The 15,398-nt window shown below is 68.6% G+C and carries 12 protein-coding genes; 6 read left to right on the top strand and 6 right to left on the bottom strand.

Translation table 11 applies throughout. The features are described 5' to 3' along the window. Positions 1 to 38: 38 nt before the first annotated feature. The 3 genes from NA10_RS29570 to NA10_RS29560 form a co-directional block, all read right to left on the bottom strand. Positions 39 to 1,493: a tetratricopeptide repeat protein gene (locus tag NA10_RS29570; RefSeq protein WP_084515442.1), complete on the bottom strand. Its 1,455-nt coding sequence runs from the start codon at positions 1,491 to 1,493 to the stop codon at positions 39 to 41. A gap of 67 nt (positions 1,494 to 1,560) precedes the next feature. Beyond that, positions 1,561 to 2,883, bottom strand: a complete 1,323-nt coding sequence (locus NA10_RS29565; protein ID WP_067573806.1) for an uL10 family ribosomal protein — start codon at positions 2,881 to 2,883, stop codon at positions 1,561 to 1,563. After that, positions 2,880 to 4,334: a hypothetical protein gene (locus NA10_RS29560; RefSeq protein ID WP_067573836.1), complete on the bottom strand. Its 1,455-nt coding sequence runs from the start codon at positions 4,332 to 4,334 to the stop codon at positions 2,880 to 2,882. Before NA10_RS29560 ends, NA10_RS29565 begins: the two co-directional genes overlap by 4 nt. 147 nt (positions 4,335 to 4,481) lie before the next feature. Between NA10_RS29560 and NA10_RS29555 the strand changes: the two genes are divergently transcribed. Then, positions 4,482 to 5,030 (top strand): lipoprotein LpqH, encoded by a 549-nt coding sequence (locus NA10_RS29555; protein WP_067573804.1) that lies wholly within the window; start codon positions 4,482 to 4,484, stop codon positions 5,028 to 5,030. 103 nt (positions 5,031 to 5,133) lie between these two features. After that, positions 5,134 to 5,922, top strand: a complete 789-nt coding sequence (locus tag NA10_RS29550) for a hypothetical protein (RefSeq protein WP_067573803.1) — start codon at positions 5,134 to 5,136, stop codon at positions 5,920 to 5,922. 83 nt (positions 5,923 to 6,005) lie between these two features. Here NA10_RS29550 and NA10_RS29545 read toward each other — a convergent pair whose 3' ends face one another. The 3 genes from NA10_RS29545 to NA10_RS29535 form a co-directional block, all read right to left on the bottom strand. Continuing rightward, complete coding sequence (locus tag NA10_RS29545) at positions 6,006 to 7,475, bottom strand: MFS transporter (RefSeq protein ID WP_067573802.1); 1,470 nt, start codon at positions 7,473 to 7,475, stop codon at positions 6,006 to 6,008. 36 nt (positions 7,476 to 7,511) lie between these two features. Then, positions 7,512 to 8,456 carry an RNA polymerase subunit sigma-70 gene (locus NA10_RS29540; protein ID WP_067573800.1) on the bottom strand — a complete coding sequence of 315 codons (945 nt, stop codon included), beginning with the start codon at positions 8,454 to 8,456 and terminating at the stop codon, positions 7,512 to 7,514. A 187-nt stretch (positions 8,457 to 8,643) separates the two neighbouring features. Next, a complete protein-coding gene (locus NA10_RS29535; protein WP_067573797.1) occupies positions 8,644 to 9,822 on the bottom strand; it encodes an ROK family transcriptional regulator in 1,179 nt (392 codons plus the stop codon). A gap of 134 nt (positions 9,823 to 9,956) precedes the next feature. On the opposite strand from NA10_RS29535, the gene NA10_RS29530 reads away from it, so the two are divergent. The 4 genes from NA10_RS29530 to NA10_RS29515 form a co-directional block, all read left to right on the top strand. Further along, positions 9,957 to 11,432, top strand: a complete 1,476-nt coding sequence (locus NA10_RS29530) for an APC family permease (protein WP_067573795.1) — start codon at positions 9,957 to 9,959, stop codon at positions 11,430 to 11,432. Between the two features lie 59 nt (positions 11,433 to 11,491). Then, positions 11,492 to 12,448, top strand: coding sequence for an ROK family protein (locus tag NA10_RS29525; protein WP_067573793.1), 957 nt, complete (start codon positions 11,492 to 11,494; stop codon positions 12,446 to 12,448). Further along, complete coding sequence (locus NA10_RS29520; protein ID WP_067573791.1) at positions 12,445 to 13,554, top strand: SIS domain-containing protein; 1,110 nt, start codon at positions 12,445 to 12,447, stop codon at positions 13,552 to 13,554. The genes NA10_RS29525 and NA10_RS29520 overlap by 4 nt, the downstream gene beginning before the upstream one ends. A 519-nt stretch (positions 13,555 to 14,073) precedes the next feature. After that, positions 14,074 to 15,398: DEAD/DEAH box helicase (locus NA10_RS29515; RefSeq protein WP_067573789.1), on the top strand; the 1,325-nt coding region annotated here is incomplete at its 3' end.

Genomic DNA, 15,398 nt, shown 5'->3' with positions numbered 1-15,398 from the left:
CACCTCCGGGTTCTGCCCTCGACCTCGTGCGGGAGCGTTCATGAGCGCACCACGCGGTTATCGCGCAGCGGACGGCCATAGCGTTGTTCGGCGGCGGCGATTCCGGCGGCCAGCGCGATATGACCGTCGGGAGCGACGGCGACCCGGGGCGGCAGGGCGACGGGCAGACCCGCGCGGGCGGCCACCGCGGCCAGGGCAGTGCCCAGTTGCAGGGCGTCGTTCAGGGGGCCCGGATTCGTGGGCAGCGGTTCGAGCGGTTCGAGGGCGTCCAGGGACACCCGGGCAGTTTGCCTCGCCAACCGGTCGATATCGAGTGTTGTTCCGGCGCAGGCGCTTTCGACGAGATCCGCCAGCAGTCCGGCATCACCCGCCAGATAGGCGTACCGGAAGGCCAGGCGCATGGCCGGATCCGCTATTCGCCGGTTCCAGGTTTCGCGCTGCGCGCCATCGGGTAGTTCGTAGCGCACCGCATCCAGCGCCAGCGCCGCCGGAACGGCCAGGTCCACCGCCCGGGCGAGCATTCCGGGGTTCGCTTCCAGCAGCGGTTCCACCAGACCGGCATGCCAGTAGTCAACCTGGGCGCAGTGCAATCCCAGCCCATGCTCGGCGTAAATCGCTCGGGCGGTTCGCAATTCGGTTTCACCGTCGGTGTACCGGCCCGTATTGAACGCCACCGTGGCCAGGCGCACGCGCACATCGGCGGCGTCCACGATCATGCCCGATTCCTCGAAGCGCTGTAGCGCGCGGCGGTAATGCACCTCTGCCGTAGCGGGTTGTTCGCGATGTTCGGCGATCAATCCCATGACCTTCCAGCCGATTCCGGCGCGGTGGGAATGACCGGAGGTCTCGAAGTAGTCCTGAGCGGTGGTGAGCAAGGGCTCCGCCTCGTCGAATCGCCCCGAGCGGGTGAGCATTACGGCGAGATTCTGCCGGGTCTCGGCGACGCCGTCCCCGTCTCCCGCGGCGGCGAAGGCGGACAGCGCCTGCCCGGCGAAGTCCTCCGCCAGCTCCCATCGACCGGTCTCGAAATGCGCGGCGGCCAGGTTCATCAGCGAATGCCCGACCTGATCGGGCGCGAAACGGGCGGCGGCATCGAGTGATTCACCGGCGATCTCGATACTGCGCGCCCATTGCTGCCGATGCAGGGCCACCGCCGTCAGCGAAACCAGGCAGGCGTACCGCAGTTCGAGCGGTGCGGATTCCCCCGAGAGCAACTCCCGCGCCTGTTCCAATGCCGCCTGCGCGCCGTCCAGATCGCCCAGCAATTGCAGCGCCTGCGACAGATTGATCAGCGCCGTCGGCCGCATTCGCGGCGCATCCGGCCCCATCCGCGCCAGGGCCTCGCGAAATCGCTCCACCGCCAGCGCGTGATCGCCCAGTTGATCGATGACGCCGGCCGCGTTCACCAACGCGCACACCCGAATATCCCCGGTCTCGGTGACCGCGGCCTCCTCGAATATGCGCAGCGCCTCCCCCAGCTCACCGCGCGCCATGGCCTCCGCTCCGGCACGCAGCACCGCCGATTCCCCCGGTGTCCCACCCCCCGTGGTGGCGACCACGTCAGAAGTCCGAATCGTCAGCGGCAGCGGCGATTTCGGCGCGCAGCGGGGCGGCGGCAGCGCTCTCGCCGGACAGGGGCGAAGCGTTGCCACCTGCGAGGGTCGCGGAGTTGCCCTCGGACGGTGCGGTCCAGTCATCGCCGGATACGGCGGCGCGACGGAGTCGCGCGGTGGCGAACTCTCGTATCTTCCCGCGCAGTTCGAGCTGATCGGCGTCCACGAGCGCATGCGGCGGCGAATCCGGGATGGGGACCTCTCGCCCTGCCCCGATCGAGCCGACGGGCGCGAGCGTATCCAGATCCGGTGCGATACCGAAGCCCGGTAGGTAGATATCCACTCGTACAGCTGAACCCGTTGTGGCAAAGGCTGTTTCACCGATCCAAACATCGCCGGTCGACCGCAGTGGGGTGTCCCGCGCCTCACCTCCGGTGGCAATGCGCGCCCAGGGATGAAGGTGTTCGGGCAGTTCGGTGGGCACACCGGGGGCCGCCACGGCGGAGACGGAGACGGTGGAGACCCCGTTATCCCGAATCACCCGCCAGGACACCGCATGCTCGGAGGCGTCGACCAGACCGGGCGGGCAGCACCGCCAATCCCAGCCGCCGACCCCACGCCCGAGCACCAGCCCACCCTCGACCTCGTCACCTGCGGCGAGAGCGTAATCCGAAGCGCGCGGCCGACTTTCGACCACGGCTTCCACCGCGGGCACGATCGCGTCCGCACCGTCCAGCAGCGATTCACACTCCTCGGTCAGCGCCGCGATGTCCTGATCCAACAGCCGTTGATCAAGCGCCGCGATCCCGTCCAGCGCCGATGCGGGCCACCACCGAGAAGCCCAGTGCGCGTACGCGAGCCGCCACGCACTCACCGCGAGCGCGGGCAATGCGGGCACGGCCGCGCCGTGCCATTCCGTATCGCCGCCGCGCGTTGCCGCGGTCTCTTCGTGCCGCTCCCCGTCAATGCCGCGCGAGGCGGCAGAGCCGGAGCCGCGCGCCCCGTCGCCACCGGGCGCGGGTGTGCCGTCCGATCGCCGCTGCCCGTCGATGCCGGGCAGGGTGGTCGGCGTGCGCACCGCGTCCAGGGCCAGGGCGATGTGTTCGCCGTAGATGGCCCAGACCCATTCCTGAGCGAGCTCCACATCGTCGATGACGGCCGCCGGAATCGACTGTCCGGCCAGCACATTCCAGGTCAGGTGACCGCCCGCGACCTCGAGCACCATCACGTCCAGCCGTGGCGTGGCGTCCAGTACGGTCGCCGCCCCGGGCGGGGTGATCCCGCGCAGCCCGTCACCGAGCCGCCGAATGAGCAATCCCGTCTCGTTCATCCCGCCCTCGATTCCATCTCATCGAGTTCGGCCGCCATCGCGGTCGCCGCCAGGGCCTTCTTGACCCGCATCCGATGATCCAGCATCACCGAACGCGCCACCCCGTCGAGTAGGTCCCACAGCTCGTCGAGTTCGTACACCGGCAGCTCACGCACATCGCGCCCGTGCACCCGCGCCCACAACCGTCGCAGATACGGCCGCCACGGCACCCGCAGATCCGCGGCGATGAGCCCGAGCGGCCCGATCGCGGCCGGTTCGCCCGCCGGTTCGGATACGCCCGCGCCGAGGGTGCCCGCGAACCCCGGGAGATCCACCGGGAGTGGCTCATCCCGCACCATCATGCGCCGCGCCTGTAGCACGTACGCCTCACGCTGCCAGCGGTTGTTGATCACCCGCGCGGCCGCCGGAGAGGTATCCGCGGCGGTGCCGTGCGATCGATGACCGTTACCCGCCACCACGTCACCAATACCATTGTGCGCGTTGATGATCGGGCGCAACTGGACTGCCAGTTGCGCACCCGCCGCCGCTGTCACGCGCAGTGATTCGTCCAGTAGCGCCCAGGGTGCGCAGGAGCGTGCGATCTCCGCGTCCACCAACTCCGGAATCGGCGGCAGATTCGCGCGCTCGCTGGCCGCCTGCAAAACAGTGAACACCCGTTCGTGAATGGTCCGGTCGAAAGGCAGTCCCAGGCTCGCTTTGGACGCCGACTCTCCCACGCGCGGCGGCGGCGGTAGCGGGTGCACGGTCAAGCCGAGCCGTTGTGCGGTCGGGAGTTCCGGTCCGTCCTGCTCGTCCTGGTCGGTCTCGAGGAACCAGAGTCGAATCCCGTGGTGGGTTCCGATGGAGGCTGCCGTCAGATCGTCGACGTCGATCTCGGGGCCGGATTCGCCCAGTCGGCCCGCGGCGCAGGCATCGAGGAGGTCCGCCAGCACCGGGGCGTGGTCGGGGGTGGTGGTGAGGGGGCGGCGACGCCAGGCGGTGCCGATCAGTTCGGTCAATTCGGCGGCACGCACCGGATCGGCCAGATAGTCCTTGAGCGCCTGGGTGGTCCGGCCCGCGGTCAGATTGTGGATCTCCAGCAGCGCGTCTTCCGCCGCACCGCGATCACGCACCGCATCCGGCATGCCGGACACGGTCGCGAGTTCGAAACAGCGCTGGAAATAGAGGTCCTGGGCATTGCCGTCGGTGATGCGCAGCGCCCGCCGCACCTGTTTGAGCAGTGTGAACCAGGCGGCGGTGGCGCGCAGCACATCGGCGGCGGCATTGACGCGCGCGGTCAGCAGCACCGCGCCGTCCGCGCTCAGGATCGATCCGGCGCATTCCGGAAATTGAACGGGTCGAATGACCAGTGGATCCAGAATCAGCTTCACGGTGCGGCGCAGCGGCCCGCCGTGCGGTCCGCTCAGGGCTTCGACGGCGTCGAGGCGGTGCCAGGCCTCATCCAGCACCATGGCCCGCGGTCGTCGCATTCGCCCAGGTTAGCGGAGTTTGTCCGAAATTCGCGCGGCAAAAGTTGGGATCGGTAGGGCGGGTACCGCTTCCTACCGTTCTCTCATCGGCCCGAACGCGAGCCGAACCGAGAAGAACTGGGAAACACCATGAACACCAAGTCGATTCGCCTGACCGCCGCCTTCGCCGCCGCCGCGGCCGCCGCCATGGTCGTCACCGGATGCAGTGACAATGGCTCCGGCTCCCCCGCCGCCAACTCCGCCACCTCGGCGGCCTCGGCCGCTCCCGGCACCGCCGCCCCCACCGGCGGAAAGTCCAGCGCCTCGGTCGACGGTAAGGCCCTGGACGCCAAGTTCGACACCACCTGCGCCAAGCAGGGCGGCACCGTGGCGCTGGCACTCACCGATACCGGCAACGCCACCTACGACCGACTCAGTGTGAGCGCCACGGTGACCGGTGACGACACCGTACAGGCGGTCGGCATCGCCGGATCCAAGGGCGGCGGCAACGGCATGCCCTACGCGGTCGGCTACGGCAACGGCGTCCCCGGCGGCTCCGCCAAGGTCGTCAAGAACGGCAATACCTACACCGTCACCGGTGAGGGCGTCGGCGCACCGGATATGTCCAATCCGATGGCCGGAGCCAAGAACGCGAAGTTCGAGATCGTGTTCGCCTGCACGAGCATCGTCGGTTCCTGATCCGATCCAGGCGGCGCACGGATGCCCTTCCCCCGCTCATGCCGCGCCGGGCATGAGCGGGAAATAACCTCCGCCCCAACATATTTCCAATTCGAGGGACACCATGAAGCACCAGATCCGCACCGCCACAGTCGTTTTCTCGATCCTGGGGACCGGCTACTACCTGTGGCACGGCCTCACCTCCGACGATTTCCTGCCCTGGTTGGGCTGGCAGATGAGCCTGCCGATCATCGCCCTGACCGTGCTCCCGATGGCCTTCGCCTTCACCGGCGACAGCGTCATGTCGGCGCTGACCGGCAATAACAGCTCCGAATTCCGCGATGGTCTGATGGGTCTGGGCACCGTGGAATCGGTACGCAATACCGGGGTTTCGCTCAATGATCAGCCGCAGGTGCGCATCGACTTCCGGGTCGAGGGCGCGGACGGCAAGGCCTTCCCTGCCTACGCCAAGATGATCGTCCCGCTCACCGAGCTGGCGCTGCTGCGCCCCGGGGTGGTGCTGCCGGTCCGTTATCTGCCCGAGTGCACCGACCGCGTGGAGGTGGACCTGTCCGGCGATACCTCGGCGGCGCAGAATGCCATGAACCAGGCCATGATTCGCAAGGGCGTCACCACCCAGGCCAAGCTCGATATCGCCCGCAACGGCATTGCGGCCCAGGCGGTGGTGAGTGCGCTGTCGGTGCCCGGCGAGATCCGCGACGGTCACCCGCGGCTGGATCTCACGCTCATCGTGACCCGCCCCGACGGCAGCACCTTCGAGGCCCGGACGGAGAAGTTCCTCCCTCCTACCCAGGTCTCGCAGGTGCAGATCGGACGGGTGGTCCGCGTGCACTATCTGCCCGGCCGCGAACAGGACCTGGTCATCTCATTACCCGTCAACACCGGCCCCTGAACAACGCAATATCGAACGACTCGAGGCAAGAAGCGAGCGCCGCGGGCTGATGAGCCCGCGGCGCTCTTGTGTGTGCCGCCAATCTAGTGAGCCTCGACGAGCATCGCGGCGGTTCGGGCCGCCGATCGCTCCGCCCGCCGGACCACGGTGAGCGCGGTGATCACCGCGACGATGGCGAACCCGGCGGCGACCAGTGATCCGCGGCGGAAGCCATCGGTGAGCGCGGCCGGATCCGGCACGCCGACAACCGTTCCCGAGACCGCCAGGGCCACCGAGGCGACTATGGCGGTGCCGAGCGCCCCACCGATTTCCCGCGCGGTCTCGACCATGCCGCCCGCCAATCCGCTGACCGACTCCGGAATACCGATGAACGCGGCCACCTGCACCGCGACCAGCGACAGTCCCACCCCGATACCGAGGCCGACGAATCCCGGAAACAGGTCGGTCCAGTAGTGGGCGTGCACGGGGACGCGGGCCAGCCAGACCAATCCCGCTGCGGCACAGCTCTCTCCGAGCACCAGTGTCCAGCCCGCACCGACTTTGGCCAGCACGATCGGGGCCACACCGCCCGCCATGACCAGCGCGGTCGCGGCGATGGCCAGGTAGGCCACGCCGGTGCGCAGCGGTGAGTATCCGAGCCCCTGCTGCATGAGCAGGGAAGCCTCGAAAATGGTGGCGAAGAAGCTCGCGAAAACCATTGCGGCCGTCAGGTTCGCGGCATTGAGAGCCGGTCGCCGAAACATGCTCGAGGGGATCAGCGGCTCCGCCGCGCGGTATTCGATCAGCACGAAAACGGCCAGTGCGGCACCGCCGCCGATCAGGAATCCGAGCGTGGACGATGCGGTCCAACCGTGTTCCACGCTCTTGTCGATGCCGTAGACGATGGCCATGAGCCCGCCGGTCACGGTGATCGCACCGGCGATATCGGCCGGCCCCCGATGGATGATCCCGTCCGGGGGAACGTATTTCGTCACCAGTGCCAGCAGCACCAGCACAATCGGCACATTGATGAAGAAAATCCAGGCCCAGCCCGGTCCGTCGGTGAGCGCACCGCTGACCACCACCCCGACCGAGGCGGCGCTTCCGCTCGCCGCCCCGAATATACCCAGCGCCTTGGTGCGCGCCGCGCCCTCGGGGAAGGTCCAGACCAGAATGGACAGGGCGGCCGGTGCGGTCAGGGCCGCGCCGGCACCCTGCACCGCCCGGGAAAGCACCAGCTGGGCAAAGGAATCGGAGAGTCCCGCGGTGAGCGAGGCCGTGGCGAACAGTCCGAGCCCGAGTAGCAGCATGCGACGCCGCCCCAGCAGATCGGCCGCCCGTCCGCCGAGCAGCAGCAGCCCGCCGAGCATGAGCCCGTAGGTGATGACGACCCATTGCAGATCACTCGGCGCGAGCCCGAGATCATTGCGAATGGAGGGCAGTGCGACATTCACGATGGCGATATCGAGGGTGACGATGAACTGTGCTCCGCACATGAGGGCGAGAATCGCGGCGGGCACCAGTCGCCGCGGCGCCCGATCCGTTCTCGACGGTGCGATTGTGTCGTTGACCATGCTCCGAACAACCGGCGCCGCCGCGAAAACTCGTCGCTAGGCCGGTATTTCGAGGGGTAGGCCGAAATGCGGGAAGAGTGCGGGCTCCAGGAAGGTGTGCAGCTCCGCGATGCGGCCCTCGCGTGCGATGAGCACCTGGATGGCGGCGGCCGCGTACTTGCCACCGGACTGCTGATAGATCGCCACGGCCGGGCAGTCGTTGGCCTCGGTGCGCAGCATGCGCTTGTCGAGACAGCCCACATCCGAGACCCGCAGCCAGGTGCCGAACCGCTCGCGCCCGCGCAGCCAGAAGGCGTGCGGCGGCATGGCGATCACGGCGTCGCGGTGCAGCAGCGCGACTATGCCGTCGATATCGAAGCGCTGGAACGCCGAAACGTAGTCGTCGAGCAGCGCGTGGTCGACGGGCTCGGCGGCGGGGGCCTGCGCCCGCGCCCGCGCGAGCACGGCCCGGGCCCGGCGCAGTGCGCTGTTCACCGCGTCGACGCTGGTATCGAGCAGGTCGGCGACCTCGGCGGCCTTCCAGCACAGCACATCTCGCAGGATCAGCACCGCGCGCTGACGGGGTAGCAGATATTGCAGCGCGGCGATGAAGGCCAGCCGCACCGATTCGGTCGATACCGCGTGCTCGGAGGGGTCGGCCACCGCGCCGGTCGGAAACGGTTGCACCCAGGTCGATTCCGGGAGTGCGGGTCCCATCTCGCCGTGCGGATCGCTCGCCGCCGCCAAGTCCATGGGCAGTGCCCGCCGCTTGCGATCATTGAGGGCGTCGATGCACACATTGGTGGCGATGCGATACATCCACGGCCGCAACCCTTCCCGGTCACGCACCCCCTCGGCAGAGCGCCAGCCGCGCACCATGGCCTCCTGGACCGCGTCCTCGGCCTCGGTGACCGAGCCGAGCATGCGATAGCAGTAGGCGAGCAGCGGCCTGCGCAACAGTTCGAGCTCCTGCTCCACCGTGACTGTGGCTGTCGAACCCATACGGCACTCCTAGGACCGGTCGGCTGGGCGCTCGCACAGAACACCCTCGACAACTAGGACTCCCCGGCCGCGCGAAAATCGTCGCGGCTGGGAAAATTCGCCGACTCGGCAGCCCGACCGGCCCCACCGTTGCGGCATACGCGAGGTCAGCGCACCGGCGACGCCGAATTCGCTGCCCGCCCCGCTCTCAATCCTGGACTCGGCGATCGAAAACCTGCGGACGGGCGATCCGCAGTGCGGTCGCGATCGCCCCGTGCAGGACCGCGTCATCGCCCAATTCGCTCGAGGCCACCTGCGGGCGCAGCGGCGTGGAGCGTTGCAGCGCGGCCCGTATCTCGTCGAGGTACAGATCGGCGCTGTGCCCGAGACCGCCGCCCAGGGCGATGACATCCGGATCCAGGACGGCGGTGACCGCGGCGACCACGAGGGCGACCCGTTCCCCTTCCTGGCGAACGACATTCGCGGCGATGGGATGTCCCGCGCGGGCCTCGTCGAAGACCCGCTTGGCGGTGAGCCGCCCGGTCATACCCTGTGCCCGTGCGGCTTTGACAACGGCTTCGGCCGATACCGCCTCTTCCAGCGCACCCCGGCGCGGTGGCTCGATCTCCGGTGCGCCGAAGGTGGTCGGCAGGAAGCCGACCTCACCCGCCGCACCGTGCGCACCGGTGAAAAGCTCACCCTGGGAGACGATTCCGACGCCGAGCCCGGTACCGATCAGTACGTAGACGAACAGTCGGCTGCCCCGGCCCGCACCGAAGACGTACTCGCCCAGCGCCGCCAGATTCGCGTCATTGTGCACGGTGAGTTCCGGCCCGCCCAGTCGCGCGCGAATGGTGTCGAGCAGTCCGGCCCGTCCCCAGCCGGGCAGGTTCACCGCGAAGTGCATGCGCCCGTCCTGCGGGTCGAAGACCCCCGGACTGCCCAGCGTCGCGTGAATGACCTGATCGGCGGTGACCCCTGCGGTTTCGCACACCTGCTCGGCGGCCCGCACGGCGATATCGGCGACGGCGGACGCGGTGCGCGCCCGGTTCGCTATATCGATGCGGGCCAGCACTTTTCCGGAGAGATCGGCGACGGCCGCGCGCAGGTTGGCTCGGCCGATATCGAGGCCGAGCACATATCCGGCGGTCGGATCGGGTTCATACAGCACGGCGGTGCGCCCGCGCTCGGGCGCGACCGTGCCCATCTCCCGAACCAGGCCGTTGCGCAGCAGCGTGGCGAGGGCACTGGACACGGTCGGCTTGGAAAGCCCGGTGTCCCTGGCGAGTTGGGCGCGGCTCGCCGGGCCCGCCTGGCGCAGCTGTTCGAGCAGCAACCACTCGTTATTGCTGCGCAGGCGTTGCCGATTCCAGGGGACTTCTTCCATCGCCTTCCGTTTCCTGCTCGTGTCGTCCGATCAACTCTAGGCAAACGAATCCTGACGAACTCTTGACGCCAATAGTAAAGGAATTTAACTTTACTAAACCACTCACCCGCTCTGCTCCCACCGGAGGAAGCCCCATGTCCGGTCCCGTCCAACTCCCTCGAAGAATCGGCCTCTTCCAGGCCACCGCCATCAATATGAGCCAGATGGTCGGCATCGGCCCATTCGTCACCATTCCGCTCATGGTCGCCGCGTTCGGCGGCCCGCACGCCGTCATCGGCTTCCTCGCGGGCGCGGTCCTCGCCCTCGTCGACGGCCTGGTCTGGGCCGAACTCGGCGCGGCCATGCCCGGCGCCGGCGGCACCTACGTCTATCTCAAACAGGCGTTCCAGTACCGGTCCGGACGGCTCATGCCTTTCTTGTTCGTCTGGACCGCAATGCTTTTCATTCCCCTGATCATGTCCACGGGTGTGCAGGGACTGGTGCAGTACCTGACCTATCTGTGGCCCTCCATGACCGATACGCAGGGCGATATCGTCGGCGTGGCGGTGGTGGCGCTGGTGCTCGTGCTGCTGTGGCGGCGGGTGGACAGCATCGGCCGGATCACCGTCGTCATGTGGTCGGTCATGATCCTCGCGGTGGCCGCGGTCATCCTGGCCTCGTTCACGCACTTCCACGCGAGCATGGCCTTCGACTGGCCCGATAACGCGATCGACCTGGGCAGCAACACCTTCTGGCTGGGCTTCGCCTCCGGTCTGACCATCGGCATCTACGACTACCTGGGCTACAACACCTCCGCGTACCTCGGCGGTGAGCTGAAGGAGCCCGGTCGGGTGCTGCCGCGCTCGATCATCTTCGCCATCCTCGGCGTCATGAGCATCTACCTGCTCATGCAGATCGGCGTACTGGGCGTGACCAATTGGAAGGACATGCTCGACCCGGACAATGTGGCATCGCGGTCGGTCGCCTCGGCGGTGCTGGAGACGACCATGGGCAAGGGTGCGGCGCAGGTCGTGACCGGGCTCATCCTGATCACGGCCTTCGCCTCGGTCTTCACCGGACTGCTGGGCGGCTCACGCGTGCCGTTCGACGCCGCGCACGATCGGGTGTTCTTCCGGGCCTTCGGCCGCCTGCATCCCAAACATCAATTCCCGGTGCTCGGACTGGTCGCCATGGGCGTGGTCACCGCGGGCGGATTCCTGCTGGCCCGCCATATCGGGACCTCGGCCGCGCATCCGCCGCTGACGGTGCTGATCTCGCTGCTCACCACGGTCATGGTGATCGTGCAGGCGCTCGCGCAGATCGCCGCGGTCGTCGTCCTGCGCAGGCGGCAACCGGATCTCGTGCGCCCCTACAAGATGTTCCTGTATCCGCTGCCCGCCATCGTGGCCGCGGTCGGCTGGCTGGTCATCTACGGCTACGCCGACCAGTCCAATCCGGGTGTGCATCCCATCGAATGGTCCATCGCCTGGGTCGGATTGGGCGTCATCGCCTTCCTGATCTGGGCGCGCGCCGAGCGCGTATGGCCGTTCGGCCCCAAGGAGATTCGGGAGGAGTACCTGCACCCGGAACTCGCCGAAGCCGCCGCACCGGCCGCGCCCGTCGCCGACTGATCACCCCGCCGGGCCGCCACCTTCGCGGCGGCCCGGCCCGACCGTACCGAGGATCGTCAATGCCGCACGCAGCCAGCGAATTCGCCGTAGTGGGCGTCGATTTCGGCGGAACCAAGACCGATATCGCCCTCGCCGACGCGCGCGGCACCATCCTGCTCCGGGAACGCCTCGACACCCGGACCGACCTCGGCCCCGACCACATCCTGGGACGCACCGCCGCCACCGTGCGACGACTCGAGCAGACCGCGCGTGAGGGGCATGGCCTGCCCGTCATCGGATGGGCGGCGGTCGCGCCCGGGATCATCCGGGCCGACGGCATCCAGTTGACCCCCAATCTGCCCGGTTGGGAGCGGCTGGCGCTGTCGGCCCGGCTCGCAAGCGAATTCGGCGTGCCCGCGGTGCGGGTCGCCAATGATGTGAGGGCCGCGGCCCTGGCGGAACTGCGCTTCGGGGCGTTGCGCGGGATCGACACCGGGATCTATGTCAGCCTCGGGACCGGGATCGCCGCCGCGCTGATCGTGGGCGGGCAGGTGATCTCCGGAGCCCATCAGGCCGCCGGGGAGATCGGGTACATGAATCCCGGGAGTTCGCCGGTCGGCGCGGTCGCCGCCGGGCACGCCCCGCTCGAGGAGCTGGTGGCCGGGCGCGGGCTCGGACAGCGGGCCTCGGCGCGACTCGGTGAATCCGTCAGCAGCGCAGAGCTTTTCCGGCGCACCGATCCGGCCGCTCGCGAATTCGTGCGGCGGAGTCTGGAGATCCTGGCCACCGCGCTGGCCAATCTCGCGGTCTTCGTCGATCCGGCGCGCATTGTGATCGGGGGCGGGATGATGGCCGCCGCCGAGGTGATTCTTCCGGCGCTCACCGACCTGGTCGCCTCCGCGACCGCCTTCGCCCCCGAATTCCGGGCCGCGCACTTTCCCGAGGACGCCTCGCTGCACGGTGCGGTGACCCTCGCCCTCGATATCGATACCAGCACTCCCCCAATTCGATTGACCACCACCGGAGGACCTCGATGAACCCCACCCGGCTCGGCCGCCTGATGGAAGCAGAGATGCGCGATCAGCCGCGCGTGCTCGCCGCGCTCGCCGACCGCTACACCTCGATCGGCGCGGCCGTCGCGGCGCTGTTCACCGACGCGCCGGGCGAGACGAGCGCGCAGACCGAAGGGCGCGTCGAGGAGATCGCCGCCGGGTCGGTGCGCCCGTCGAATGGTCCGGTCGGCGTCGCGTTCCTGGCGCGCGGTTCCTCGGACAATGCCGCACTGCTCGGGCGCTACGCGGTGGAATTGCAGACCGGGCTGCCCACCTGTCTGGTCGCGCCGAGTGTGGCCACGGTCTACGGTCGCGAGCCCATCGGGTTCCGGGGTTGGCTGCTGATCGCGCTGTCGCAGTCCGGGCGCACGCCCGAGATCGTGGACCTCACCCGCCGTTATGCGGCGGCGGGCGCGAAAGTCGTGGCGGTGACCAATGATCCGGACTCCGCGCTCGCGCGGGCCGCACACTACACGGTCGCCCTGGAAGCCGGTCCCGAGCGCGCGGTGCCCGCGACCAAAACCGTCACCGGTCAGATGCTGGCCGTTCTCGCCATCGCCTCCGGTCTCGGTCCCGGCGGGATGACCCGGCGCGAGGCCGCCGAATTGCCCGCGGCCGCAGCCGATCTGCTCGCCGATACCGCGTCCGCCGACAACGCCGCCGAACTCATAGCCACCGTCGATCGCGTGGCCGTGGTCGGCCGCAGCGCCTGCTATCCGGCCGCGTTGGAGACCGCGCTCAAACTTCAGGAGACAACGGGCATCATGGCGCACGGCTTCTCCAGCGCCGATTTCCGGCACGGCCCGATCGCGGTCACCGGGCCGGGTGCGCCCGCCGTGCTGCTGGCGGGTTCCGGTCCGGCCGATTCCGACACCCTCGAACTGCGCGCACCACTCGCCGCCCGCTATGCCCCGACCGTGCTGGCGGGCACCGCGACCGAGGCCCCGATCACCTGGCCCGCCCTCGGCCATCTCGGCGAGTGCGTCCTGGCTACCATTCGCGGCCAGCAACTCGCCCTGGCCGTGGCACGGGAATTGGGGATCGACGCCGACCACCCGACGGGTCTGGCGAAGGTCACGCTCACGCATTGAGGCCCGTATCGGTGGGATCCGAACCAGGCATCGAATCCCACAGCGGAGCGGTGCGATGACTGCCATCACCCGCGGCGAGGGCGACCCTCGCCCGGATTCGCCACCCGGAGCACCCGGTTGCCCGGAGGTAACAGACCGATCCGTACTCGCGATTTCGGGGGCACGAGGGCGGGCTGGCACCGACGGGCAGACAGGGCGATGACGTTCATCAATGAGGTCGCCGACGTGGTATATCAGTATCTGATCGATGCACCGCAGGATGTGGTTGTCGGATGGTTGCTGGCCACGATCGGGATGTGGTCCGACCGGTAGCAACGGACATCACAGGCGGGTGGTGACCGGGAAGCTTGCGCATTGGGCTATGGTTGTAACCGTTGAGTAGCGCGATCTTGCATACTCTTCTCCGTCGTGGATGTCTTTTCTTCGCGTCGGCCACGCAGCGAGGTCAACAAGTGCGGACAAACAGTCCGGCACGACCCTGCGATTCACCCCGATGCTCGAAAGGCACCAGGAACCTTTATGACTTCTTCCTCAGCGAATCCCACCGCGTCCTTCGCCGAATTCGGCGTGCGCAAGGCCTTGGTCGACGCCCTCGCGGCGAGCGGCATCACCGCGCCCATGCCCATTCAGGCCGCCACCCTCACCGATGTGATCGCCGGGCGCGATGTGCTCGCTCGCGGACGGACCGGGAGCGGTAAGACCCTCGCCTTCTCCGTGCCCATGGTCGAGCGGCTGGCCGCCGGTGGCGGTACCCGCCGCCCCGGACAGCCCACCGGTTTGATTCTCGCGCCGACGCGTGAGCTCGCCACCCAGATCGCCACCGCGCTCGAGCCCATGGTTCGGGCCTGCGGGCTGCGGGTGACCACCATTTTCGGTGGCGTGCCGCAGAATCGGCAGGCCAAGGCGCTCAAGGCGGGTGTGGACATCGTGGTCGCGTGCCCCGGGCGGCTCGAGGATTTGATGAAACAGCGTCTGGTGGCGCTGGATTCGGTGCGGATCACCGTGCTGGACGAGGCCGACCATATGGCGGATCTGGGCTTCCTGCCCGGCGTGACGCGGATTCTCGCGGCCACCCCCGCCGATGGGCAGCGGCTGCTGTTCTCCGCGACCCTGGACAACGGGGTGGACAAGCTGGTGAAGCGGTTCATGCGGAATCCGTTGTCGCACAGCGTGGACGAGGCGCATTCGCCGGTTCCGGATATGACCCACCATGTGTTCGAGGTCAGGGGCGCGGACGCCAAGCGCGATCTGGTCGACGCCCTGGCCTCGGGTTCGGGTCGCCGAATCCTGTTCATGCGCACCAAGCATCACGCGCGCCGCCTCGCCAAGCAGCTGACCGCCGCGGGCATTCCCGCCACCGATCTGCACGGCAACCTCTCGCAGGCGGCCCGCGACCGCAACCTGGCCGCCTTCTCGGCGGGCACCGCTCGCGTCCTGGTCGCCACCGATGTCGCCGCCCGCGGCGTGCACGTCGACGACGTCGAGCTGGTCGTACACGTCGATCCGCCCGCCGAACACAAGGCTTACCTGCACCGTTCGGGCCGCACCGCCCGCGCCGGCAGCTCCGGCGATGTGGTCACGGTCGTGCTCCCCGAGCAGCGCAAGGATGTCGCCTTCCTGCTCCGCAAGGCGGGCATCGACACCAAACCCCAACAGGTGACGGCCAATTCGTCCCAGGTCACCGCCCTGGTCGGCGCGGTCGCCCCGCTGGTCATGCCCAGCCCCGACGCCCCGCGCGCCGATGACCGCGATGATCAGCCCGCCCGCCGCGGCGGCGCTCGTCGCGGCAGCCAGTCCCGCATGGCCAAGGCCCGCACGGGCGGCAATGCCCGCGGCGCGGGCGA

The sequence above is a fragment of the Nocardia acidivorans NBRC 108247 genome, assembly GCF_001625085.1.
Taxonomy (GTDB): domain Bacteria; phylum Actinomycetota; class Actinomycetes; order Mycobacteriales; family Mycobacteriaceae; genus Nocardia; species Nocardia acidivorans.
The sequence above is the reverse complement of the archived record's forward strand: the minus strand, read 5'-3'. Positions and strand labels throughout refer to the sequence as shown.

Bases quoted from the DNA above. Each gene is read 5' to 3' on its own strand.
- NA10_RS29570 (WP_084515442.1), bottom strand. From the start codon at position 1,493: ATGGCGCGCGGTGAGCTGGGGGAGGCGCTGCGCATATTCGAGGAGGCC.
- NA10_RS29565 (WP_067573806.1), bottom strand. From the start codon at position 2,883: ATGAACGAGACGGGATTGCTCATTCGGCGGCTCGGTGACGGGCTGCGC.
- NA10_RS29560 (WP_067573836.1), bottom strand. From the start codon at position 4,334: ATGGTGCTGGATGAGGCCTGGCACCGCCTCGACGCCGTCGAAGCCCTG.
- NA10_RS29555 (WP_067573804.1), top strand. From the start codon at position 4,482: ATGAACACCAAGTCGATTCGCCTGACCGCCGCCTTCGCCGCCGCCGCG.
- NA10_RS29550 (WP_067573803.1), top strand. From the start codon at position 5,134: ATGAAGCACCAGATCCGCACCGCCACAGTCGTTTTCTCGATCCTGGGG.
- NA10_RS29545 (WP_067573802.1), bottom strand. From the start codon at position 7,475: ATGGTCAACGACACAATCGCACCGTCGAGAACGGATCGGGCGCCGCGG.
- NA10_RS29540 (WP_067573800.1), bottom strand. From the start codon at position 8,456: ATGGGTTCGACAGCCACAGTCACGGTGGAGCAGGAGCTCGAACTGTTG.
- NA10_RS29535 (WP_067573797.1), bottom strand. From the start codon at position 9,822: ATGGAAGAAGTCCCCTGGAATCGGCAACGCCTGCGCAGCAATAACGAG.
- NA10_RS29530 (WP_067573795.1), top strand. From the start codon at position 9,957: ATGTCCGGTCCCGTCCAACTCCCTCGAAGAATCGGCCTCTTCCAGGCC.
- NA10_RS29525 (WP_067573793.1), top strand. From the start codon at position 11,492: ATGCCGCACGCAGCCAGCGAATTCGCCGTAGTGGGCGTCGATTTCGGC.
- NA10_RS29520 (WP_067573791.1), top strand. From the start codon at position 12,445: ATGAACCCCACCCGGCTCGGCCGCCTGATGGAAGCAGAGATGCGCGAT.